Here is a 24,143-nt window from a genome sequence, read left to right as displayed (position 1 = left end):
AAACCACGACGGCCCGTCAGACGGACACTGGCGTTCACGTCGATTTTCCTCGTCGCCGCGAGCAGTCATCAACAGTAACGACCTCTGCCGATACCACGACCTTGCCTTGCCGTAGCCGGGCCAGGCCCTCAACCTGACCGCGGTCTGATCAGCACGACACCGACAGATCTCAATGCGGCACGACATCAAGGTGCAATCCGCATTTCTGCGTATGAAGCATTGCCGAAACAGACTAGTACTGGGCCGACCAATCGGCCCAGTACTACCGCTGCAACGGAGGCGTGCTTGCCTGTCGACCTTCGCTGGGTGTGGGCCAAGTCAGTGATGGACGACCACGGGCGACCGACCCATTGGCTGCCATTGCAGCAGCATCTGGACGATGCCGCCGGAGTCGCCGCGCGGCTGGTCGACCACTGGGTCTCACCTCAGGTCCTGGGCCGGATCGCGAAGGACCTGGGCGGTGACGTCGACGCGGTCCGGGAGTTGGCGTGCTGGTTGGCGCGGGTGCACGACGTAGCCAAGGCGTCATGTGCGTTCGCCGTCCAGGTTCCATTGCTCGCCGATCGAATGCGTGACGCCGGGATCGTCGCGAACCCGATGTTGATGACGCACCCCGACCGGAGCCGGGCGCACCACACAGTCGTGGGCTACCTGGCCGTCCGGGACTTCCTCGCGGCCGAGGTCGGACCGGTGTTCGCCGACCAGATGGCTTCCGTCGTGGCCGCTCATCACGGCGTGCCGCCGGAGCGTTCCACGCTGGCCGAGGTCGCCGGGCTGACCGAGTTGATCGGCGGCGGCGTGTGGCAGGAGGCGCGGGAGTTCTTCCTGCGGCGGGCTTCCGAGGGTGTGGACTGGTCGCGGTACCAGGACATCCGGCTCAGCATGCCCAGTCAGGTGCTGTTGACCGCGATCGTGATCCTGGCCGACTGGATCGCCTCGAACGCGGACTATTTCCCGTTGTTGGAGGCCCATGAGCCGCCTCGGGATCTCGACACCGCCGCGCGGGTCGATCATGCCTGGAAGCGGTTGGCCCTGCCGCGACGGTGGCGTGCGTCGCCTGTCTCCTCGAACGTGGACGCGGCGTTCAGCGAACGGTTCGCGATTCCCGGCGGTGTCGTGCGGCCCGTCCAGGCCGCGGCGGTGGAGGTGGCTGCCACGCAGTCCGTCCCCGGGTTGGTGATCGTGGAAGCCCCGATGGGCGTCGGCAAGACCGAGGCCGCGTTGCTGGCCGCCGAAGAGCTGGCGGCACGCTCAGGCGCCGACGGTGTGTTCATGGCGTTGCCGACGCAGGCCACGACCGACGCGATGTTCGACCGGGTCCGGTCGTGGGTCGAGGCGTTGCCCGGTCGCGACGGGTCGGTGAGCGTGACATTGGCGCACGGCAAGGCTTCCTTGAACGACACGTTCACGGGCCTGGTGCGTGACGGATGGTTCACCTCGGTCGGCGAAGACGGCGAGCACGACGAGTCGGCGGTGGTGGCGCACCGATGGCTCAGTGGTCGCAAGAAGGGCGTCTTGGCGTCGTTCGTGGTGGGCACGATCGACCAGGTGCTGTTCGCCGGGTTGAAGAGCAGACACCTGATGCTGCGACACCTGGCGCTGGCGGGCAAGGTCGTGGTGATCGACGAGGTGCACGCCTACGACGTGTACATGTCCCAGTACCTGGAACGGGTGCTGCACTGGCTGGGCGCGTATGGCGTTCCGGTCGTGTTGCTGTCGGCCACGTTGCCCGCCGCGCGCCGGGTGCGGCTGGTTGCGGCCTACGACGGCACGCCGGCCCCCGCCGTGGACGGCTACCCGTTGATCCTGGCTTCGGGCGGTACGGCCCCGAAGGTGTTGCCGCTCCCCGGAAACGGCACCACGGTCGCGTTGGACCGGCTTTCCGACGACATCGAGCAGGTCGTGACGTTCCTGCGTGAACACCTGCGCGAAGGTGGCTGCGCGGTGGTGGTGCGTAACACGGTGGGCAGGGTCCAGGCGACGGCAGAGCGCTTGGAGCAGGAGTTCGGCGTCGAGCACGTCACGGTGAACCACTCGCAGTTCCTGTCCTGCGACCGGGCGCGGATCGACCGCGAACTGTTGCGGCGCTTCGGACGCGAGGGCGAACGGCCTGCGCTCCACATCGTGGTGGCGTCGCAGGTGGTCGAGCAGTCGCTGGACGTCGACTTCGACCTCATGGTCACCGATCTGGCGCCGATGGACCTGGTCCTGCAACGACTCGGCCGACTGCACCGGCATCCCCGGAAGCGTCCTGAACCCGTCACCACGGCCAGATGCGCGGTGGTGGGCGTGGAGGATTGGGCGGCTGAGCCCGTGCGCGCGGTGGCCGGGTCACGTGCCGTCTACGGGGAACACCTGCTGCTGCGCTCGGTGGCATTGATCGTCGAACGCGACAAGGTCGCGCTGCCCCAGGACATCGCGCCACTGGTACAGCGAGCGTACGACGAGGACCCGGTCGGCCCGGAATCCTGGCAGTCAGCCTTGGCACGGGCGAAAAAGCGTGCGGACGACGATGAAGTGCGACGGGTCGCGGCGGCCCGGACGTTCCTGCTGGACAAGGTCGGTTCCTCGCGCAAGTCGTTGATCGGCTGGGTCCGGGCCGGTGTCGGGGACGCCGACGACGGTCGCGAAGGGTTGGCCCAGGTCCGCGACGGCGGCGAGTCCCTGGAAGTCCTCGTCGTGCAACAGGATCGCCACGGCGGCCTGCACACACCACAGTGGATCGATCGTGGCGGCGGCGACCCGGTGCCGACCGACCTTCCGATCGAGCCGCCTCAGGAACGAGTCGTCGCCGCGTGCTCGTTGCGGCTGCCTCGCGCGCTGAGCAACCCGGGGGTCGACTTGGCGGTGATCTCCGCGTTGGAGAAGAATTGCTTCCCGTCCTTCCACTCCTCCCCTCTGCTGAAAGGACAACTCGTGCTCGTCCTGGACGTGAACGGCGAAGCCGACATCGGACACGGTGACGTCGGCTTCCACGTGCGCTACGACCCGCGCAGGGGGCTTGTGCATGAGCGCCGGTGACCGGGTCGCGTTCGACCTCGTGGACCAGCCGTGGCTGATCGCACGCACCCTCGACGGCGAGCCGGTCGAGCTGTCGTTGACCGAGGTCTTCGCGCGGGCGCACGATCTGGCGGTCCTGGCCGGTGATGTCCCGACCCAGGTGTTCGCGTCGACCAGGTTGCTGCTCGCGGTGCTGCACGACGCGCTGCGGGGGCCCGAGGACATGGACGCCTGGGAAGAACTGTGGACCGCACCGCGGCTGCCGATCGACACGATCGCGGACTACCTCGCGGAGCACCGTGGACGATTCGACCTGTTCCACCCCGAGACGCCGTTCCTCCAGGTCGCCGGGCTGCGCACGGCCAAGGACGAGACGACCGATCTGTCCAGGCTGATCGCGGACGTGCCCAACAACGCGCCGTTCTTCTCCACCCGGATGGGTCGACCGTTGGTGCTGTCCTTCGCCGAGGCGGCCCGCTGGGTGGTCCATTGTCACGCGTTCGACCCGTCCGGGATCAAGTCGGGCGCCGTGGGCGACCCGCGCGTCAAGGGTGGCAGGGGTTATCCGATCGGAACGGGGTGGTCGGGCAATCTCGGCGCCGTGCTGCCGGAAGGGCGCACGCTGCGGGAGACGTTGCTGCTCAACCTGATGCCCTACGAGCACGGTCTGATGCAGCAACGTGATCCCGACCAGGACGTGCCCGCGTGGCGGCGGCCACCGGCAGGGCCGGCCGAGGACATGGAGGGAGGCCGACCGCCCACCGGACCGTTGGACCTCTACACCTGGCAGAGCAGGCGCGTCCGCCTGGTCCACGACGACGCGCACGTGACGAGCGTGCTGATCTGCAACGGTGACCGCATCACGCCGCAGAACAAGAACATCTTCGAGTCGCACACCGCGTGGCGCCGCAGTAAAGCACAAGAGGCGAAGCTGCGTTCGGGCGTGGTCTACATGCCCAAGACCCATGAGCCGCAACGTGCGGTGTGGCGGGGCTTGCAGTCGCTCCTCCCCGGCGCGGCCAAGCCCCAGAGCAACGAGGCCGCGGCCTACCTGACGCCGGATATCCTCGAATGGGTCGCCGAAGTACGCGGGGTCATCGGCGAGGCGTACCCGGTACGACTGCGTACGATCGGCATGACCTACGGCAGCAACAACTCGGTGACCGACGAAGTGGTGGACGACGCCTTGTCGATGAAGGCCGTCCTGCTCGGCCGGGGTGTCGCGGAGTTGCCCGACATGGCGGTGCGGTGCGTCCAGGCCGCGGAGAAGGCGGCGTGGGCCGTGGGCAAGCTGGCCGAGCGGCTGGCCGACGCGGCCGGGTGCGGCAAGGACGAACTGGAGGGTCCCCGCACCAGGGCGACCGAGTCCGCCTACGCCCTCCTGGACCCGTTGTTCCGCGCATGGCTGGAGACGCTGGGCGCCGACACGGTGGCCACGGATGCCGAAACCGCTTGGCACGACCGGGCACGGGCCGGACTGCTGCCCCTCGTGCGGAACCTCCTCGCCGCAGCGCCCGCGAAGGCACTCAAAGGCCGTGTCGGCAACGAGAAACGATTCGTGAACTCACCGCTCGCGCAAGGTTGGTTCTTCGGCGACTTGGGCAAGGCGCTGCACCGGACCTCCGAACAGGAAGGGGAAGCCGGGTCATGACCACCACGGCCGAAGAAGGAAAGCCACCCGCGGAGACCCTCCGCCGACGCGAGCTGACGCCGGTCGGCATCGAGGTTCACGAACGCATCCAGATCTGGCAGCGCGACTACCTGGCCAATCGGTCCGCGGCGGTCGCGGCCCTGGCGAGACTTCGTCGGGGTGTCGGAAAGCGGGCAGGCACTGTTCCGGATCTCCTGCTGTACACGGAGTCGGACAAGTTCGCCGGCGAGGACGCCGGCAACGACCCGACGACCCAGGAGAACGCGGCGCACATCGCCTTCACCCTGTATGCACTGCACCAGCAATCCCACCGTGCCAAACAGATGAATCGTCGCGGCTACGGCCTCGGCAAGTCGCTACGTCTGCTGCACCCCGGCGAGTTCGGCGAACCTCTCCCCCCGATCGTGCGTCGCTTCCAGGCCCTGAGCACCTCGGCGAGCTTCGACGAAGTGGTGCACCACCTGCGGGGAGCCGTCCAGTTGTTGCGCACGAACGGAATCCCGCTCGACTACGGGCTGCTCGCGGACGAGCTGACGTGGTGGCAACACGGTGGAGCGTCGGCCATCCCGCTGAGGTGGGGCCGCGAGTTCTACCGCACCCCGAAAATGGCCCCCGACTCCGCGCAGTCCTGAACCCGTCACGAAGGAACAGCGTCCATGCCTCGTACCATTCTCGACATCCACGTCATCCAGACCGTCCCGCCCAGCAACATCAACAGGGACGACACGGGTAGCCCTAAGACCGCCATGTACGGCGGGCGACGGCGGGCGCGGGTGTCGAGCCAATCGTGGAAACGCGCCACCCGTGACGCGTTCGACCATCTGCTGGACACCGACGAACTGGGTGTGCGCACCAAACGCGTCGTCGAACTGCTGTCGGAGGCCATCACCGACCAGGTGCCCGAGCTGGTGGACCGGTCCGTGAAACTCGCCGAGGCGGTGCTCACCGCGGCCGGGATCAAGATCAGTCAGCCGCGCAAGAAGGAGGCGTTGCAGGAATCCGGCTATCTGCTGTTCCTCAGCAACCGCCAGATCGCCTCGCTGGCCGAGTTGGCGATCGAGGCCGCGGTGGCCGCCGGTGAGGACGGCAAGCTCGACATCGCGAAGGCGGACGTCCGTGCTAGGGCGGACGAGGCGCACTCGGTGGACGTGTCCCTGTTCGGTCGCATGGTCGCCGACGCCACCGATCTCAACGTCGACGCGGCGGCCCAGGTCGCCCACGCATTGAGCGTCCACGCGGTCTCGAACGAGTACGACTACTTCACCGCCGTGGACGACCACAAGAAGCGCGACGACGAGGAGGACGCCGGCGCGGGAATGATCGGCACGGTCGAGTTCAACTCCTCCACCCTCTACCGCTACGCGACCCTCGACGTGGACCGGCTGCGCGACAACCTCGGCGACGACGAGGCGACCCGGCGCGCGGCCGAGGCGTTCGTCCGCGCGTTCGTCACCAGCATGCCCACCGGCAAGCAGAACACGTTCGCCAACCGCACCCTGCCCGACGTCGTCCTCGTCGTCGCCCGCGAGTCCCAGTCGATCAACCTGGTGGGCGCGTTCGAGGAAGCCATTCCGGACGACGCCGAAGGCGGCCGGATCGTCCAGGCCGCCACCAGGCTCGCCGCACACGCCCGCGAGCTGCACGAGGGGTTCGACGAGACCCCCGTGGCGGCGTGGGTGTTCGGCGCGGGTGACCGGAAGGTCGCGCCGCTGGCCGAGATCGCGGAGCGCACCACGCTCGGACCGACGGTGGAAGCGCTGGGGCAGTTGGTGTCCGCTCGCCTGGCGGAGCGGGCGTGACGACGCTGTTGCTGCGCCTGGGCGCTCCGCTGCAATCCTGGGGCACCGGCAGCCGGTTCGTCCGCCGCAACACGGACCGCGCGCCCAGCCGCAGCGGCGTGCTCGGGCTGCTCGCCGCAGCCAAGGGCCTGCGCCGCACCGACCCGTTGGAGGAGCTTCTCGGGTTGCGCATCGGGGTGCGGGTGGACCAGGTGGGCAGCTTGGAGCGTGACTTCCAGACGGCGCGGACCCGGGACGGCAAGAACGCGATGCCGCTGTCCTACCGGTTCTACCTCGCGGACGCGGTGTTCGCCGTCGCCATCGAAGGCGACGAGGCCCTGTTGGTGGGGTTGCGGGATGCGTTGCGTGCCCCCGTCTTCCCGCTCTACCTCGGACGGCGTTCCTGCCCGCCAGCGGGCAAACTGCTGCACGACCTGGCGGACGGCACCGTCGCGGAGCGACTCGCCGGCACGCCGTGGATGGCCTCGCCCTGGGTGCAGGAGCGACACCGCCACGCCGACGTCACGCTGGACACGGTGGTCGACTGCACGGAGGACGAGCCCGGTGTCGAACTCGTCCAGGACGAGCCGATCAGCTTCGACCCCAGGCATCGCCGGTACGGGTGGCGCTCGGTCCGCCACCGGCCGGTGACGATCGCCAACCCCGCCTACAAGCCTGCCCTGCCGGACCCGGCGTCGGACCCGCACTGCCCGATGGCGGCATTCGAAGGACTCGCCTGATGCACCTGACCCGTTTCGAGATCAACCCGGCCCGGCGTGCGGCACGGGCAATGCTCGCCTCCCCGCAGAAGATCCACGGCGCCGTCATGGCCGCGTTCCCGGGTTCGCTTCCCACCGCCGAGGACGGCCGCGTGCTGTGGCGCGTGGACCGCCACCAGCACCGTGTTCTGCTCTACCTCGTCAGCCCGCACCGCCCCGACCTGACCCACCTGGTGGAGCAGGTCGGGTGGCCGACCACGAGCGGCTGGGACACCCGCGATTACGGCGCGCTTCTCGACACGCTCGACGTCGGGCAGCAGTGGGCGTTCCGGCTGCGGGCCAACCCCGCGCAGAGCCGCCGCAAGGACGCGACGTCGACCAAGTCCCAGCGGTTCGGGCACGTCACCGTGTCCCAGCAGACCCAGTGGCTGCTGGACCGCGCCGAACGCCACGGCTTCGTCGTGCCGCACGGCGAACAGGACGAACCCGACGTCGCCGTCCGCGACCGTGACCTGTCCACGTTCGCCCGCCAAGGTCGTGATGTCACGCTGGCCACCGCCGTGTTCGAGGGCATCCTGCGGATCACGGACCCGGTCGCGCTGCGGGCGGCGCTGATCAACGGCATCGGCCCGGCGAAGGGCTACGGCTGCGGACTGCTCACGCTGGCACCGGTCCGCCGTGCCTGACGTCCCCGGCTTACCACCGGTACCGATCTCACACCTGGTGCGGGCCCAGGACCGGGTTTCGTTCCTGTACCTGGAACACAGCGTCGTGCACCGCGACGACAACGCGATCACCGCGACGGACAAGCGTGGCACCGTGCACATCCCGGCCGCCACCCTCGGCGCGTTGCTACTCGGCCCCGGAACCACGGTGAGCCAGCAGGCGATGGTGTTGTTGGCGGAAAGCGGTTCCACGGCGGTGTGGGTCGGCGAGTACGGCGTGCGCTACTACGCCCACGGCCGAGGCCTGTCCCGCTCGTCGAGACTCCTCGAAGCCCAGGCCGCGCTGGTGTCCAACAAGCGCACCAGGTTACGGGTGGCACGGCAGATGTACGCGCTGCGTTTTCCCGACGAGGACACCACCGATCTGACCATGCAGCAACTGCGCGGCAAGGAAGGCGCCCGCGTCCGCAAGCTCTACCGCCTGCACGCTCAACGCACCGGCGTGGAGTGGCAACGCCGCGACTATGACCCCAGCGACTTCGACAGCGGAACCCCGGTCAACAAGGCGCTGTCGGCCGCCAACACCAGCCTGTACGGAGTGGTGCACGCGGTGATCGTGGCCCTGGGCTGCGCACCCGGTCTGGGATTCGTCCACACAGGACACGACAAGTCGTTCGTCTACGACATCGCCGACCTCTACAAGGCCGATATCACCATCCCGGTCGCTTTCGACATCGCCGCCCGCGACGTCGCCGACATCGGCACCGAGACCCGACGTGCGGTTCGTGATCGCATGAAGGACGGCACGTTCCTCGACACCTGCGTCCGCGATATCAAGACGCTACTCGCCGAGGAGGACGTCACCACGATCTACGGCCCGGACGCCTTCGACACTTACGACGAGACGGCGTCGAACGTCGTACTGCTGTGGGACGACAGCGGGCGGGCAGTCGCGGGCGGAACCAACTACGACGACGAGGACTTCCTGTGACCGTGATCGTCGTAGCGGCCTGCCCCGTGGGACTGAGAGGCCACCTGACCCGCTGGCTGCTGGAAATCTCGCCCGGCGTCTTCGTCGGCAACGTCACGGCCCGCGTCCGCGACCTCATGTGGTCGCGGGTCGTCGAACTCGTGCGCACCGGACGGGCGATCATGGTCCACCGGGCCGACAACGAACAGGGACTGGACTTCAAAGTCCACCACCACGACTGGCATCCCGTCGACTTCGATGGAATCCAACTCATGCTTCGTCCTTCGACGCCCCCATCGGACTCTGAAACCACGACGACGCCGAGCACTTCGTGGAGCACTGCGGGCCGACGACGCCGATTTGGCAACCGCCGATGAAGCGAGCGCCTTGGCCGATCTTCGGCTCAGGGTGCGGCGGACACAGCGACCCTCATCCCTTCGGAGCAATGCAAGCCTCGCTCACGTACCTACGAACCACGACCGACACAAACCGAACGAATACCAGCCAGTAGCCACATAGACCTCCAGGTCAACAAGTGTCTTCCCCGCGCGAGCGGGGGTGTTCCCGAGGTTTGCGTAGTTCTGCGTCGAGGCCGAGCGTCTTCCCCGCGCGAGCGGGGGTGTTCCCGGCGTGGCCACGGTGAGCGAGTGGCGGGGCAGGTCTTCCCCGCGCGAGCGGGGGTGTTCCGTCGGTGGGTGGCTCGGCGGCAAGTCGGTCGCGGTCTTCCCCGCGCGAGCGGGGGTGTTCCCCCCACCAACACGTTTCCGCAGGTCGGACCGGAGTCTTCCCCGCGCGAGCGGGGGTGTTCCCGCCCGGCGCTGGCCGCGTCGAACTTCGCGGCGGTCTTCCCCGCGCGAGCGGGGGTGTTCCCCGTCTTCTCCGAGCGGCTTGAAGAACATGCCGGTCTTCCCCGCGCGAGCGGGGGTGTTCCCTCGCCGAGCGCCGGATTCGCGTAACCCCACAGGTCTTCCCCGCGCGAGCGGGGGTGTTCCGGAGGACGGTCACGATGACCAACAAGGTCTTCGGTCTTCCCCGCGCGAGCGGGGGTGTTCCGGGCGACGAGGACGGAACGATCAAGATGCGCCCGTCTTCCCCGCGCGAGCGGGGGTGTTCCGTCGGCGAAGGTGACGTAGCTGCTCTGCCAAGCGTCTTCCCCGCGCGAGCGGGGGTGTTCCGTTGTGCTGGTGGGCCTGGATCGCGAGGTCCCAGTCTTCCCCGCGCGAGCGGGGGTGTTCCTCCGGGGCCGTGCGCGTGGATCTTCGCGTCGAGGTCTTCCCCGCGCGAGCGGGGGTGTTCCTCAGGACGGTCTTTCGTCGGTGTGGAACTGTCAGTCTTCCCCGCGCGAGCGGGGGTGTTCCGTTGGCCATGGTGTTGGTGCCGCCACGGCCACGGTCTTCCCCGCGCGAGCGGGGGTGTTCCCAGGTGCGCGTAGGAGATCAGCGCGGCCCGCAGGTCTTCCCCGCGCGAGCGGGGGTGTTCCCTGCTGCGTGAGCTGGGCCGGCCGATCAGCCGCGTCTTCCCCGCGCGAGCGGGGGTGTTCCCTCGCCGCACGCCTGTGGCTCAAGCTCGACGACGTCTTCCCCGCGCGAGCGGGGGGTGTTCCTGCTCCCGGGTACCGCACCCGACCACAACACGGGTCTTCCCCGCGCGAGCGGGGGTGTTCCGAACGGAAAGAACGCCGGGTCGGTGATCGCGCCGTCTTCCCCGCGCGAGCGGGGGTGTTCCCGCCAGGCGCAGCGCGTTGACCGTGTCGATCCGGTCTTCCCCGCGCGAGCGGGGGTGTTCCCGCGACCCGGCCACCCGTGAGGTGCTGGCCGGGGTCTTCCCCGCGCGAGCGGGGGTGTTCCCGCGTCGTCGGCGATGCCCTGCTCGATCTGGCCGTCTTCCCCGCGCGAGCGGGGGTGTTCCGCTCGACGGCGACGAGCTGCGCGTCTTCACCGCGTCTTCCCCGCGCGAGCGGGGGTGTTCCCCACCGGGGCAGCGTCGGCCAGTTGCCGGACAGGTCTTCCCCGCGCGAGCGGGGGTGTTCCCAGTTAGAGCACGCCCTCGTAGTCGCTGCGCCCGTCTTCCCCGCGCGAGCGGGGGTGTTCCACCCGTGTACTGGAGCCCGTGGCTGGAAGAAGAGTCTTCCCAGCGCGAGCGGGGGTGTTCCCAGCCATGGACGCGGCCTCCTGATCGTGTTCTGGTCTTCCCCGCGCGAGCGGGGGTGTTCCCCACTGGAGCAGGCGCGACAGCGAGATCTTCTTGTCTTCCCCCGCGCGCGGGGGGTGATCCGCAGCCCTATCCGTGGCTGCTCACCCGGGCGTCGTCTTCCCCGCGCGAGCGGGGTGTTCCCTCGGACGACCCACTACTCGTACCCGACCGCTGGCCTTCCCGCGCGAGCGGGGGTTGTCGCCGTCACGACGGCACGCGCAGCCGAACCGGCGACACAACGAAGTGGCGAACCTGCCGTCACCATCCGATCACCTGGCGTAGCATCCGGGCACGCCGTCGAGGGGAGAATCGTGTGGCGCGGGTGTTCATCAGCCACGCCAACAAAGACCTGGCGATCGCGGTCGAGGTCTGTGACTGGCTGAGAGACGACCGGCACGAGCCGTTCCTCGCCGCGGACCTCGGCGGGGGCATCCCGGTCGGCGAGGACTGGAAACAGCGCCTCTACCGGGAACTGCGCGGTGCCGACGCCGTGGTCTGCGTGGTCACCGAGGCGTTCGTCGAGTCCAACTGGTGCGCGGCCGAGGTCGGCATCGCCGACTCGCTCGGCTGCCTGCTGCTCCCGATCCAGGCCCAGCCCGGCGTGAAGCACCCGCTCATGGAGCACCTCCAGTACACCGACCGCCAGGCCGGTGCCAACGTCGTCCGCGAACAACTGGGCCGCGCACTGCGCGACCTCGACCTCGGCGGCCCGACGCAGTGGCGCGACGGCGACAACCCGTTTCCCGGCCTCGCTCCATTCCCCTCCGCGCTGAGCACGGTCTTCTTCGGCCGCTCGGACGAGACGCGCAAGCTCGCCGGACTCCTGCGCGCCGGGGCCCGAGGCCGGCTCACGGCCGTCGTCGGCCCATCGGGCTGCGGCAAATCCTCACTCCTGCGAGCCGGCCTCCTCCCCCTCCTCGAACGCGAGGACGGCTGGCTCGTCATCCCACCGCTGCTCCCCGGCGACGACCCGTTGCACGAACTCGCCGCCACGCTCGCCGCCGTCGCCCACCGCCTCGACCGCGGCTGGACGCGCGCCGACATCCGCCAACGACTCGCCAAGCCGGACGGCCTGCGGACCATCGCCGAGGACCTCGCCCAGGGCGACCGTGTGCTGATCGCCGTCGACCAGGCCGAAGAGCTTTTCACGCGCGCCGGCGAGGAGGACCGTGCCACCTTCGGCGCCCTCCTCCGAGAAGCGGTGCGCGGTCCGGTCCGCGTGGTCGCGACGTTGCGTTCCGAGTTCCAGGACGACCTGCGCACGCTCCCCGCCCTGGCCGGCCTGCCGATCGAGACCACGCTGCTGGAGCCGCTGTCCCCGGACAAGCTCAGCGCGGTGATCACCGAGCCGGTCCGCGCGGCCGGGCTCAAGGTCGACCCGGGACTGGTGTTCCGCCTGGTCACGGACACTGCCACCGGCGAGGCACTGCCCCTGCTGGCGTTCACGCTCCAGCAGCTCGCGCTCGACCTGACCCGCGGCGACCGCCTGTCCGCCACCCGCTACCGGGACATGGACGGCGTCCACGGCGCGCTCAGCAAGCACGCCGACCAGGTACTCGCCGACGCGGTCGCCCGCAGCGGTCTGGACGCGGACGAGGTCCTGACCGGCCTGGTCCGGCTGGTCACGTTCGACGGCGTCAACCGGCTCGCCCGACGCGTCGACCGCCGCAAGCTCTCCGAACCGCTGCGCGCGGCGTTCGAGGTGTTCGTCGACCAACGGCTGCTCACCACGACCGGCAACCGGATCGGCGTCGCGCACGAAGCGCTGCTGACCAAGTGGCCGCCGCTGATCAAGGCGATCGACGAGCGGGCCGCGGTGCTGCGCGCGGTGGGCCGGGTCGAGCGTGCCGCCGCCGAGTGGGTGGAGCGCGACCGTGCCGAGTCGTTCCTCTGGGAGCAGGGCAGGCTGGATGTCGCCGAGGAAGCCCTCACCCCCGACCCGCCCGCGTTGGACGACGACTCCCGCGCGTTCCTCGCCGCCACCCGCGCCCGCCTGGACACCCTGAAACGTCAGGGCAACCGGCGACGGCGACGCTCGCTGCTCGTCCTGTCCGTCCTGCTCGCGCTGGCGTTGGGCGCGACCGCGCTGGCGGGCGTGCAGTGGGGCAGCGCCCGGCACGAACGCGACACCGCCACCGCACGCGCCCTGGTCGCCCAGGCGGAAGCGGCCCGGGACGGCTCGCCACGACTCGCGTTGCGGCTGGGCATCGCCGCGCACCGCCTGCGACCCAGCGCCGAGACGAACGCGGGCCTGGTCAACACCTTGATCACCACGCGCTACGCGGGGTCGCTCACCGGCCCGGAGACCGACGGCCTGTCCGCGTCCGCGTTCTCCACCGACGGCCGCACGCTGATCACCGGCACGTCCACCGGCCGCGTCACGCTCTGGGACCTGGCCGACGTCCGCGCACCGCGCCGCCTCGACGCCGCGCCCCAGGTCGGCAGCAAGGCCGTCACGTCGCTGGCCGTCGGCGCGGGCGTGCTCGCGGTCGGCGGCTCGGACGGCGTCGTGACGTTGTGGGACCTGTCGACGCCCGCGAACCCGCGTGAGTTCGACCGGATCACCGAGGCCGGTCCCGTGACCGCCGTCGCGTTCACCGCCGACGGCCGCACGTTGGCCATCGGCAAGTCCGACGGTTCAGCCACCCTGTGGGACCTGACCGACCCCGAGCACCCGGTGCGCGGCGCGTCGCCCGTCGGGCACGACACACGCATCTCCTCCGCCGCGTTCGCGCCGAACGGCGTGCTGGCGACCAGCGGCGACGACGGCACGGTGGTGCTGTGGGACCTGTCCGACCCGGGCACGCCCCGGCGCGAGGGCGAGCCGCTCACCGACCAGACGCGGCGTTCGGTCACGTCGATCGCGTTCGCACCGAAGTCCGGCGCCCTGGTCACCGCCCGTTCGGACGGCACGGTGAACGTGTGGGACGTGACCGGCACGCCCCGCCAGGTCGGCGACCCGCTGGCCGCGCACTCCGCGAAGGTCACGTCCGTGGCGTTCGCACCGGGCACGGACACGCTGGCGACCGGCAGCGAGGACGGCGCGGCCGTGCTGTGGGACCTGCGCGACCCGACCGCCCCGAAGATGATCGGCGAGCCGTTGGTGGGCCACCGCAGTCACGTCACGTCGGTCGCGTTCCCGGCGGGCGGCACGACGCTCGTGACCAGCGGCGTGGGCGGCGGCGCGATCCTGTGGGATCTCACCGAACTCCCGAAGCGCATCGGCGATCCCTTGACCGGGCACGGGAAACTCGTGAAGTCCACGGTGTTCGAGGGCGACGAACTCGTCACGACCGGCTCGGACGGCGTGCGCCTGCGCTGGGACGTCCGCGACCCACACCAGCCGCGCCAACTCGGCCGCGACCGCGCGCCCGGACCCGGCCGCACGTACTCGCTGGCCGTGCACGGCACCGTCGACGCCACGCCGGGCACGGACAACACGGTGCTGCTGTGGGACATCACCGATCCCGCGAAACCCAGGCCGCACGGCCGTCCGCTCACCGGGCACCGCAGCGCGATCAACGCGGTGGCGTTCCGCGCCGACGGCGCGATCGTCGCGGCCGGGGGCACCGACGGGACCACGATCCTGTGGGACGTCACCGATCCCGACAAACCCCGACGCCTGGGCCAGCCCCCGACGGAACCGAGCAAGCCCGTGACATCACTGGCGTTCTCCCCCGACGGCGGCGTCCTGGCGGCGGGTGGTTCGGACGGCACGGTGATCCTGTGGGACATCAGCGACCCGAACCGACCCCGCCGCCTCGGCCGGGCGTTGGCGGGCCACTCGATGGCCGTGAACGCCGTGGCGTTCGCCCCGTCGGGCAAGGTGTTGGCCACGAGCGGCTCCGACGGCACCACCCTGCTGTGGGATCTGAGTCCGTTCGACGACGTGGCGGCGAAGGCGTGCGCGGCGGGCGGCGGCCTCGACCGCGACGAGTGGCGCCAGTACGTGCCGGACCTCGACTACCGCGAAACCTGTCCCGCTTAGGAGCCCGGATGCGACGCGTGGTGCTGCTGTTCGTCCTCCTGGCGGCGTGCCAGGCCCACACCCCACCGCCGCCGACGGTCGAGGACCCGCTGGTGTTCTCCGGCATCCCGACCGGCAGCTCGATGACGGTGTTGCAGGCGTTCCAGCCGATCATCGACATGCTCCGCCGCGAGACCGGGCGTGAGATCCGCATCCAGGACACGACGTCGTACGACGCCCTGATCGAGGGCGTGCGTGACGGGGACATCGACATCGCCGCCTTCGGCCCGTTGTCGTACGTGCTGGCGAAGGAACGCGGCGCCCCGATCACGGCCGTGGCCGCGCAGACGAAGGAGAAAGGGAAGACGCCGGGATTCCGCGCCCACGGCTTCACCAGAGCGGGTTCCGAGGTGCACACGATGGCAGACCTCCGTGGCCGCAAGGTGTGCTTCGTGGACCAGGGCTCGACGTCCGGCTACCTGTACCCGGCAGCCGAACTACAGGGTTTGGGCATCTCCCCCACCACCGACGTGGAGCCGGTGTTCGTGGGCAGCCACGAGGCATCGGTACTGGCCGTGGCGAACGGCGACTGCGCGGCAGGCTTCGCGTTCGACGAGATGGTCGACCGCCACCTCGTGGAACGAGGCCAGATCAAGGCCGGCCAGATCGTCACGATCTGGCGCTCGGACCTCATCCCCGGCGCCCCGATCGGCATCTCGGACCGCCTGCCGGACACCCTGCGCGACACCATGTCCCGCGCGATCCGCGAAAAGGCGAACGCGGACTACCTACGCGCCAACGGCTTCTGCCAGGGCGAGTGCCCCTTGGGCGACGCCGACGCCTACGGCTACACACCGGTGGACGACCACTTCTACGACAAGGTCCGCGAGGTCTGCAAACGAACCACCTGCACCCCCTGACCCAGGGCATCGACCCGGACCGGCCCACCGGCAGCACGCCCGGCCACCCGGACCCACAACTCGCGGTGCCCGAATGCACAACTCACGGTGTCTGAACGTATAACTCGCGGGGTTTTGGAACGGGTGGTCTTGAAAGGGGTAGGGTGGAGACATGGGCAGAAGGAAGGAGTTCGACCCCGACGAGGTCTGCGCGATCGCCGTCGAGGTGTTCCGCGACCACGGCTACGAAGGCACCTCGGTGGCGGACCTGGTCGACCGGCTCGGCGTGGCCAAAGCCAGCCTCTACAGCACCTTCGGCAGCAAACACGACCTCTACCTCGCGGCACTGGACCGCTACGTCGCCGACACCGACGCCACGATCATCGCGGACCTCGCCCAAGGCGACCCCGACGAAGCGGTCAAGCATCTCATCCTCAGATACGCCAGGGAAAGCCGCACCAGCTGCCTGGTCGTCAGCGCCGCGACGGAGCTGCTACCCGACGACCACCGGGTCACAGCACTGGTCGAGAAGAGCTGGCACACCCTGCGCACCGCCCTGACCCTGGCCTTCACCCGGGCCGGCCACGAGGACGCCGACGGCCGGGCCTGCCTGGTGCTCGCCTTCCTCCAGGGCCTGCGAGTACTGGGCAAGGGCGACGGCAAAACGGTCCGCACGGCCGTGGACACGTTCCTCAAACTCATCCAAACAGAACGGACAGTCTAGTATGTTCACCGGCAAGGTCGCCCTGGTCACCGGCGGCGGATCGGGCATCGGCAGAGCCGTGGCACGACAGCTCGCCCTCCAGGGCGCCACCGTGATGATCACCGGACGCGACGACCGGGCCCTGAAGGAGACCGCCGACAACATCAAGGCGACCGGCGGCCAGGCCGACTGGCTCACCACCGACGTCACCGACGAGGCACAGGTGGCAGACCTGATCACCACCACGACCGCCCGACACGGCGGACTGCACGTGGCGGTCAACAACGCGGGCGTCCTCGGCCCGGCGGGCATCCCCACCGCCGACCTCGACCGGAAAGCCTTCACCGAGGTCATGGACATCAACCTCATGGGCACCTGGCTCTGCATGAAACACGAGATCGCCTACATGCGGACGAACGGCGGCGGCACGATCGTCAACGTCGCCTCCAACATCGGCGCCCACAGCCGCCGACCGGGCCTGGCCGCCTACGCCGCGTCGAAAGCCGCCGTGAGCGCCCTGACCCGCACCGCCGCCCTCGACCACGTCGCCGACGGCATCCGGATCAACGCGGTCAGCCCCGGCGCCACGGCCACCTCGATGTCCCGCCGACCGGGCGAATCCGACGCCGACCGCGACGACCGCCTGGCCGGGGCCATCCCCCTGGGCCGGGTCGGCGCCACCGACGAGGTGGCCGCCGCCGTGCTGTGGCTGGCCTCGCCCGCGTCGGCGTTCACGGTCGGCCACGACCTGGTGCTCGACGGCGGCGCGACCGCCTGAACCGGGAGGGGTGCGGAGCCGGGCGGCTCCGCACCCCTTCACGCCTCCAGAAAAGCCACGACCCCCTTCACCACGGCGTCCACAGTGGACGAAGACACGGCCAGGGGAGAACGACTCACCCGCAACACCCCGTCGGCCACGTCCAGCTCCACCAAAAGATCCGCCATCGGCCACCCGAGGTCGTGCCCGCCCTCCCGGGTCACCACGCACCCCGGCAGGTCCAACTCCGCCGGCGGCGAGTCCTGCGCCACCACGATCACCCGGTACAGCGGATCACGGCCCCGACGCACCAGCCGCGACACCTCCGCGACCGGCACGTCGGCATGCGCCAACGCCGCCTCCACCGCGGCCACCGGATCGCCTCCCACCCGCACGCACACCATGTCCACCAGGCACCCGATCACCCGCGACAACACGTCACTGCTCCGATGGGCCACCGGCACGCCGATGCCGAAGTCACGCTGACCGGTGTGCGCCGCCAACGCCCGTGCGACCGCGTCCACCACCACCGGCAACCGCCCCCGCGAAAACCGCTCCACCGCGGCACCGGACAGCGGCACCGCCACCAGATCCGGCCCCGGATCACCCCCCGGCGGCAACACCAACGACGGCAGGTCCCGCAACGCCTCCCGCCAGTACTCCCGCTGACCGGGCAGGTCGTCGACCAGCGCACGCGACGCCGAGACGGCCTCGATCGGCGAAGGCCCGGCGTCGACCACACCCCCTCGATACCCCGCCGACAGCGACCGCGCCAGCAGGTGCTGCGACCACCCGTCGAACGCCACGTGGTGCACGACCACCCCGAACAACCACTCCGACGGCCCCACGGACGTCAGCACCGCCCGCCACACCACCCCGTCCGCAAGGCGCAACGGCCGCCGCAACTCCACGTCCAGGTCCGGGGAGAAGACGAACTCGACTTCCCGATTTCCCGGCACCACCACGGCTTCCTCGTCGGCCGTGTACCGACCGCTCAAATATCCGTGCGCCCGATGCGTCGCCGACACCGCGGCGACCAACGCGTCCGCGTCCAACGCCCCGGTGATCCGCCACACCAGCGGGCAGTGGTTCTCCGGATCGGCGCCGGACACCAGGTGCCGCACCAAAAACCCGTGCTGCATCGGCGTCAACTCGGCCACGTCCACGACACCCGACTCCGACACCGGCTCCGACGCCAACCACGCGGCGATCCCCGCCGCGGTCGGCGTCCGCACCAACCGCGACACCGGCACCGGACGCCCGAACCGCCGCCCCAACCGCGTGCACAACCGGATCGCGGCCAAGGACGTCCCACCCGACTCGAAGAAGGACGCGTCCCGGTCGACCGCCACTCCCAACACGGACGCGAACTCGGCCACCACCGCATCGGACCCGTCCCCACCCGGCTCCGCACGCGGCAGCAGGTCCAGCAACGCCCGGGTATCGGTCTTCCCGTTGCCCAGCAAGGGAAAAGCCTCGACCTCGACCACGTGGTCCGGCACCGAGTACGCGGGCAGGTCGGCCCGCAACCGGTCGACCAGTCCCGGCACGTGCCCGGTGTGGAACAACGCCAACGCCACGCACGCGCCCGTCTCGTCGCGCACGGGCACCACCACGGCCCGCCGCACCCCCGCCACGACCGCCAGGTGCTCGATCCCGGTCGGTTCGACCCGGTGCCCGCGCACCTTGACCTGCCGGTCCGCCCGCCCGTGGAACCGGAACAGCCCGTCCACGCCGACACTGCCCAGGTCACCGGTCCGGTAGACCCGGGTCGGCCCGCCGGGCAGGTCGACGACCACGAACTTCGCGGCGGTCAGCGCGTCGTCGCCGAGGTACCCGGACGCGAGCCCCTCCCCCGCCACGCACAGCTCGCCGACCTCGCCCGGCGCGCACACCCGGCCGTCACGCAGCACGACCACGGAGGTGTGCGGCACAGGCCGACCCAACGGCACCTCGTCCGCCACATCCGCCACACGCACGTCGTGGCTCAGCACGAACACCGTGCTCTCCACCGGCCCGTACCCGTTGACCAGCCGGACGTCCGGGTGCTCCTCAAGAAACCGCGCCGCGTGCGAAGGCGAGAGCCGCTCACCCCCGACCATCACCGTCCGCAGCCCGGCGAACGCCTCGACATCCTCCTCCACGATCAAGTGGAACAACGACGTCGTAAGGAACACCGTGTTCACCCCACGCACGGAAACAGCCGCACGCAGCCCCGCGGGCATCAACGGCCGCTCGTCGGCCAAGACCGCCGTGCCGCCCGTGGTCAACACGCCCCACAACTCCAGCGCGAACGCGTCCCACGGCAACGCCGCCGACACGTTCATCACCGTCGACTCGTCGAACTCGGCGAACGTGCACCCGTCGAACAGCCGCGTGGTCCCCCGGTGCGGGGACAGGACCGCCTTGGGTTCGCCCGTACTCCCGGACGTGAAGAACACCATCGCCGCGTCCCCGGAGAACAACGCCGGTCCGGCCACCCGCGCGGGGAACGCCGGGTGCGGGGTCGCCGCGACCTGTCCGGGCAGCAGCTCCGCGACCCGCCGCAGCCGCTCGTCCGGCCAGGCCGGGTCGAGGACCGCGTAGGCCGCGCCGCGCTTGAGCACGGCCAGCAGCACGGCCACGAGTTCCGGTCCGGGCGGCAGCACCACCGGCACCACCGACCCCGGTCCGCACACCAACCCCACCGACAGCCGGTCCGACCACGCGTCCAACTCCCGGTAGGTCACGCGGACGTCGCCGTGCACCACCGCGACCGCGTCGGGCCGACGGCCGGCGACGGCCCGGAACGCCTCATGGATCAAGGGAAGCGTCACGCCGCACCCGCCCGGCGGACGTGCGCGACCAACGCCGTCCGCTTCCAGCCCGTGCTGCGGATCGCCGGTGCCGGGATCCCCAACTTGTCGATCAGGTAGTCGATGTGCGCGTCGACCGCGCGCGGGCTCATGCCCAGCCGGGCGGCGATCCCGGCGGACGTGGGCATGGGCCCGGTCCCGCACAGCTCGGCCAACACCGCGTAGTAGCGCGACGTCCGGTCGAGGTGCGGCACGGCCACCGGGTCCAGGCCCGGGCACGGCCGGGCCGCCGCCCGCCGCGACCGGGCGAGCGTGGCGAACACCGTGACCGACAGCGGTCCGGTCGAGGGCCGGATCAGCGCCATGTCGAACGCGAACGGCACGCGCTCGCCCGGCCGCACCGCGACCGTTTCGTCGGGATGGTCGACATCGGCGACCAGCAGCGGCTCGCGGTCGCCGGTGTTGGTCACCCACCACGTCGTGCGGTCCGCGTCGAGTTCGCCGCGGAAGTCCGGTGCCACCGCACCGGGAAGCCTGATGTCGAACGCGCAGGAATCGCAGCCGCAGCCGCCGAAAGCCGCGCTGTGCCCGTCCGGTACGTCGACCTGTCGCGGTGCCCGGCCGCGTTCGACCGGGCCCTGGATCGTCAGCACTTCGCAGTCCTCCCCAAAGACTTCGAATCGGCCGGTCGTCCCTCCGGCCGCAACAGAGTCTGCGCAGGACCGGAACGACCGGGTATGGGCACAACTACGCAGTACTCCCCGCGCGCGTGGCCGTTCGCACGGCGCGCGATTAACAAATCCGGGCCCGGTCGCGCAACCGCCCGGCACCCCGGGCTGCCCGGACTCCCCCGGCCCGGCCGGCACCACATCATCGGTTCCCGCCGCGACTTCTCGCGGCCTTCTCCGGTCGGCAGGAAGGAAACGAGCGAGTGAGCGCCGAACAACCCGCCACCGCCGCGCAACGCGGTCTGTGGCTGCTGGACGGTCTGCACCCCGGCAGCTCCGTCTACAACGTCTGGTGCTCGGTGCGGCTCACCGGCCCGCTGGACGTGGCCGCGCTGCACCGCGCGCTGTCCGGCGTCGTCGCCCGGCACGACGCGCTGCGCACGACGTTCCGGGCGACCGACGACGGTCCGGTGCGGGTGGTCGCCGACACCCTCGACGTGCCGCTGCCGATCGTCGCGTCCGACGACGCCGAGGCGCTGGTCGACGCCTGGGCCGAGGAGCCGTTCGACCTGGCCGCCGGTCCGCTGATCCGGGCCGTGCTGGTCCGGATCGCGCCGGAGCGGCACCTGCTGGGCCTGGCCGTGCACCACATCGTGTGCGACGGCCGGTCGGTGCACGTGCTGTTCGACGAGCTGGCACGCGGCTACGCGGGCGAGGAGCCGCCGGCACCGCCGGCGGGGTTCGGCGACTACGTCCGGTGGCAGCGCGAACGCGAAACCGACGAGGACTGGTGGGTCGAGCACCTGGCCGGGGCACCGGACCTGCTCACGCCGCCGACCGACCGGCCGCGTCCGGCGGTCCGGGGCACGGCCGGCGCCACGCACGTGTTCACGCTGGACGCGGGCCTGGTCGCGGACCTGGCCGCGTTCGCCCGCACCCGCCGGACCAGCCCGTTCATGGTCCTGCTCGCCACGTACTCGACCGTGCTGGGCCGGGTGTCGGGGGTACGCGAGCTGCTGGTCGGCACGCCGGTGTCCGACCGCGAGGTGCCCGAGTTCGAGGAGCTGATCGGCTACTTCGTCGACACCGCGCCGCTGCGGGTGGACCTGGGCGGCGACCCGACGTTCGGCGACGTGGTCCGCCGGGCCCGCGACGAGGTGTTCGCGGTGCTCGCGCACCCGGGCGTGCCGTTCGACCGGATCGTGGAGCGGGTCCGGCCCAGCCGTGACCCCGGGCACACGCCGCTGGTGCAGACCGCGTTCAGCGCCGAGCTGGAACCGTTCGCCACGCCCCGGTTCGCCGGGCTCACGGCGGAACTGCGCCTGCCGCTGCCCACGAGCGCGAAGTTCGACCTCGACCTGATGATCCAGCGCGCGTCCGACGGCGAGCACTTCCTCGGCGTGCTGACCTACAGCACCGAGCTGTTCGACGAGTCCACTGTGGAGCGCTTCGGGCAGTGGTTCACGCACCTGCTCGCCGCCGGCATCGCGGACCCGGACACCCCCGTGCGCTCATTGCCGCTGCTGGACCGCCACGAGCGGGACAAGCTCCTGCACGTCTGGAGCGAGACCTCTCCGGCGCGGGCGCCCGAGTCGTTCGTCCACGAGCTGTTCGCCCGCTCCGCCGCCGCGACGCCGGACGCGCCGGCGGTCAGCCTCGACGGCGCCGAGACCTCGTACGCGGACCTGGACGCCCGCGCCGAGGGCCTGGCCGCCCACCTGCGGTCGCTGGGCGTCGGCCCGGACGAGGTGGTCGGCGTGCTGCTGCCGCGCGGCCTGGCGCTGGTCACGACCCTGCTCGCGATCCTGAAGGCCGACGGCGCCTACCTGCCGTTGAGCCCGACGCACCCGCCCGCCTACCTCAAGCGCGTGCTCGACACCGCACGCGTGCGGCACGTGGTCGCCGACCCGAGGCTGGCGCACCGGCTCGACGGCGTGCACGTGGTCGACCCGTCGGCCTCGGCGCCGATCTCGCCACAGCCCCGGCGGGCCAAGCCGGACGACCTGGTGTACGTGCTGTTCACGTCCGGCTCGACCGGCGAACCGAAGGGCGTCGCGGTCACGCACCGGGCGTTGGCGAACGTGGCCACGACCATGGTCGACCACTACTCGCTCACGGCCGCCGATCGCGTGCTCCAGTTCGCCAACGTCGGCTTCGACATCCACGCCGAGGAGCTGTACCCGACGTGGGCGGCAGGCGGCTGCGTCGTGCTCACCCCCGACCCGCCGCCCGGTCCCGAGGCGCTGCCGGAACTGGCGCGCACCGAGCGCATCACGTTCACCATCCTCACCTCCAGCTACTGGCGGCAGTGGGCGGCCAAGGCCCGGCAGGACGGCGTGCACCCCGGCGAGACCGTGCGGCTGGTGTCGATCGGCGCCGAGCCGGTCGACGCGGGCACGCTGCGGGACTGGCAGCGGGACGTGGGCATCCCGCTGGTCAACATCTACGGCCTGACGGAGTCGACGGTGAACGCCACCGCGACCTGGCTGGACGAGCCGGTCGAGGGCGCCACCGTGCCCATCGGCGTGCCGCTGGCCGGTGTCGAGGCGTACGTGCTCGACGACGAGCTGGAGCCGGTACCGGTGGGCGTGCCCGGTCAGCTCTACCTGGGCGGCGACTGTCTCGCGCGGGGCTACCTCGGCCGGGCCGACCTGACCGCCGGGAAGTTCGTGCCGCACCCGTTCTCGCCGAAGCCCGGCGCGCGGCTGCACCGGTCCGGCGACCGGGCGCGGTGGCGGACCGACGGGCGGCTCGAAGTGCTGGGCCGCCTGGACAAGCAGGTCAAGGTGCGGGGCTACCGGATCGAGCCGGGCCACGTGGGAGCCGCGCTGACCGCGCACCCGGACGTGACCGACGCGGTCGTGGTCGTGCGCGAGGACCGGCTGGTCGCCTACGTCGTGCCCGCGACCGTGCCGGCGGGCCTGCGCGAGCACGTGGCGGGCCGACTGCCGGTGCACCTGGTGCCCGCCGCGTTCGTCGGCCTGCCGGTGATCCCGTTGAACGCCAACGGGAAGGTCGACGAACGGGCGCTGCCCGAACCGGCCCTGCCGGTGTCCGCGCCGGTCGAGGCGAGCACGCCGGCCGAGCACCGGATCGCGGCAGTGTGGCGCGAGGTGTTGCGGCTGGACCGCGTCGGCGTGCACGACAACTTCTTCGAGCTGGGCGGCACGTCGCTGACGCTGGCGTCCGTCCACTCCAGACTGCGCGACGACTACGGGCTGTCCATGGTCGCGCTCTACGAGCACCCGACCGTGGCCGCGCTCGCCGCGCACGTCGCCACCGGCCCGACCACGGGCACCGAGACCGACCTCCGGGCCGACCGGCTGCTCGCGGGCCGCGCCCGCGTGCGTCGCGCCCGTCGCTGAACCTCCTGCCGGG

General features: G+C 70.8%; 15 protein-coding genes and 1 CRISPR repeat array. Of the genes, 13 read left to right on the top strand and 2 right to left on the bottom strand.

The window, feature by feature from the left end; translation table 11 throughout:
* The first annotated feature begins 285 nt into the window (after window positions 1-285).
* The 12 genes from cas3 (at window position 286) to F4559_RS12340 (ending at window position 17,323) form a co-directional block, all read left to right on the top strand.
* The gene (gene cas3, locus F4559_RS12395; protein ID WP_246445171.1) at window positions 286-3,021 is read left to right on the top strand and encodes a CRISPR-associated helicase Cas3'; all 2,736 of its coding nucleotides are present in this window, start codon (window positions 286-288) and stop codon (window positions 3,019-3,021) included.
* Window positions 3,008-4,651 (top strand): type I-E CRISPR-associated protein Cse1/CasA, encoded by a 1,644-nt coding sequence (casA, locus tag F4559_RS12390; protein WP_184668554.1) that lies wholly within the window; start codon window positions 3,008-3,010, stop codon window positions 4,649-4,651. The genes cas3 and casA overlap by 14 nt, the downstream gene beginning before the upstream one ends.
* Complete coding sequence (gene casB / locus F4559_RS12385; RefSeq protein WP_184668553.1) at window positions 4,648-5,283, top strand: type I-E CRISPR-associated protein Cse2/CasB; 636 nt, start codon at window positions 4,648-4,650, stop codon at window positions 5,281-5,283. The genes casA and casB overlap by 4 nt, the downstream gene beginning before the upstream one ends.
* A 24-nt stretch (window positions 5,284-5,307) precedes the next feature.
* Window positions 5,308-6,450: a type I-E CRISPR-associated protein Cas7/Cse4/CasC gene (gene cas7e, locus F4559_RS12380; protein ID WP_184668551.1), complete on the top strand. Its 1,143-nt coding sequence runs from the start codon at window positions 5,308-5,310 to the stop codon at window positions 6,448-6,450.
* A complete protein-coding gene (gene cas5e, locus F4559_RS12375) occupies window positions 6,447-7,169 on the top strand; it encodes a type I-E CRISPR-associated protein Cas5/CasD (RefSeq protein WP_184668549.1) in 723 nt (240 codons plus the stop codon). Before cas7e ends, cas5e begins: the two co-directional genes overlap by 4 nt.
* On the top strand, window positions 7,169-7,834 hold the full coding sequence (gene cas6e / locus F4559_RS12370) for a type I-E CRISPR-associated protein Cas6/Cse3/CasE (protein WP_184668547.1): 666 nt from the start codon (window positions 7,169-7,171) through the stop codon (window positions 7,832-7,834). Before cas5e ends, cas6e begins: the two co-directional genes overlap by 1 nt.
* Complete coding sequence (cas1e, locus tag F4559_RS12365) at window positions 7,827-8,804, top strand: type I-E CRISPR-associated endonuclease Cas1e (RefSeq protein WP_184668545.1); 978 nt, start codon at window positions 7,827-7,829, stop codon at window positions 8,802-8,804. Before cas6e ends, cas1e begins: the two co-directional genes overlap by 8 nt.
* Complete coding sequence (gene cas2e, locus F4559_RS12360; RefSeq protein WP_184668543.1) at window positions 8,801-9,160, top strand: type I-E CRISPR-associated endoribonuclease Cas2e; 360 nt, start codon at window positions 8,801-8,803, stop codon at window positions 9,158-9,160. The genes cas1e and cas2e overlap by 4 nt, the downstream gene beginning before the upstream one ends.
* A gap of 160 nt (window positions 9,161-9,320) precedes the next feature.
* Window positions 9,321-10,996: a CRISPR direct-repeat array (repeat unit 28 nt; unit sequence GTCTTCCCCGCGCGAGCGGGGGTGTTCC).
* A 293-nt stretch (window positions 10,997-11,289) separates the two neighbouring features.
* Window positions 11,290-14,964, top strand: a complete 3,675-nt coding sequence (locus tag F4559_RS12355; RefSeq protein WP_184668541.1) for an nSTAND1 domain-containing NTPase — start codon at window positions 11,290-11,292, stop codon at window positions 14,962-14,964.
* A gap of 8 nt (window positions 14,965-14,972) precedes the next feature.
* A complete protein-coding gene (locus F4559_RS12350; protein WP_184668539.1) occupies window positions 14,973-15,863 on the top strand; it encodes a phosphate/phosphite/phosphonate ABC transporter substrate-binding protein in 891 nt (296 codons plus the stop codon).
* A 151-nt stretch (window positions 15,864-16,014) separates the two neighbouring features.
* Entirely contained in the window at window positions 16,015-16,566 is a 552-nt protein-coding gene (locus F4559_RS12345; protein ID WP_184668538.1) for a TetR/AcrR family transcriptional regulator, read from the top strand.
* A 1-nt stretch (window position 16,567) separates the two neighbouring features.
* On the top strand, window positions 16,568-17,323 hold the full coding sequence (locus tag F4559_RS12340) for an SDR family NAD(P)-dependent oxidoreductase (RefSeq protein ID WP_184668537.1): 756 nt from the start codon (window positions 16,568-16,570) through the stop codon (window positions 17,321-17,323).
* A gap of 38 nt (window positions 17,324-17,361) precedes the next feature.
* Here F4559_RS12340 and F4559_RS12335 read toward each other — a convergent pair whose 3' ends face one another.
* Window positions 17,362-20,118, bottom strand: coding sequence for an AMP-binding protein (locus F4559_RS12335; RefSeq protein WP_184668536.1), 2,757 nt, complete (start codon window positions 20,116-20,118; stop codon window positions 17,362-17,364).
* Window positions 20,115-20,750 carry a helix-turn-helix domain-containing protein gene (locus F4559_RS12330; RefSeq protein WP_184668535.1) on the bottom strand — a complete coding sequence of 212 codons (636 nt, stop codon included), beginning with the start codon at window positions 20,748-20,750 and terminating at the stop codon, window positions 20,115-20,117. Before F4559_RS12330 ends, F4559_RS12335 begins: the two co-directional genes overlap by 4 nt.
* Window positions 20,751-21,028: 278 nt before the next feature.
* On the opposite strand from F4559_RS12330, the gene F4559_RS36295 reads away from it, so the two are divergent.
* Complete coding sequence (locus F4559_RS36295; protein ID WP_184668534.1) at window positions 21,029-24,130, top strand: non-ribosomal peptide synthetase; 3,102 nt, start codon at window positions 21,029-21,031, stop codon at window positions 24,128-24,130.
* Window positions 24,131-24,143 lie beyond the last annotated feature (13 nt).

The sequence above is a fragment of the Saccharothrix violaceirubra genome, assembly GCF_014203755.1.
Classification (GTDB): domain Bacteria; phylum Actinomycetota; class Actinomycetes; order Mycobacteriales; family Pseudonocardiaceae; genus Actinosynnema; species Actinosynnema violaceirubrum.
This window is presented reverse-complemented; position numbering and strand designations above follow the sequence as displayed.

Excerpts from the sequence above, each read along its gene's own strand:
- casA (WP_184668554.1), top strand. The coding sequence starts at position 3,008 with ATGAGCGCCGGTGACCGGGTCGCGTTCGACCTCGTGGACCAGCCGTGG.
- casB (WP_184668553.1), top strand. The coding sequence starts at position 4,648 with ATGACCACCACGGCCGAAGAAGGAAAGCCACCCGCGGAGACCCTCCGC.
- cas7e (WP_184668551.1), top strand. The coding sequence starts at position 5,308 with ATGCCTCGTACCATTCTCGACATCCACGTCATCCAGACCGTCCCGCCC.
- cas6e (WP_184668547.1), top strand. The coding sequence starts at position 7,169 with ATGCACCTGACCCGTTTCGAGATCAACCCGGCCCGGCGTGCGGCACGG.
- F4559_RS12350 (WP_184668539.1), top strand. The coding sequence starts at position 14,973 with ATGCGACGCGTGGTGCTGCTGTTCGTCCTCCTGGCGGCGTGCCAGGCC.
- F4559_RS12345 (WP_184668538.1), top strand. The coding sequence starts at position 16,015 with ATGGGCAGAAGGAAGGAGTTCGACCCCGACGAGGTCTGCGCGATCGCC.
- F4559_RS12340 (WP_184668537.1), top strand. The coding sequence starts at position 16,568 with ATGTTCACCGGCAAGGTCGCCCTGGTCACCGGCGGCGGATCGGGCATC.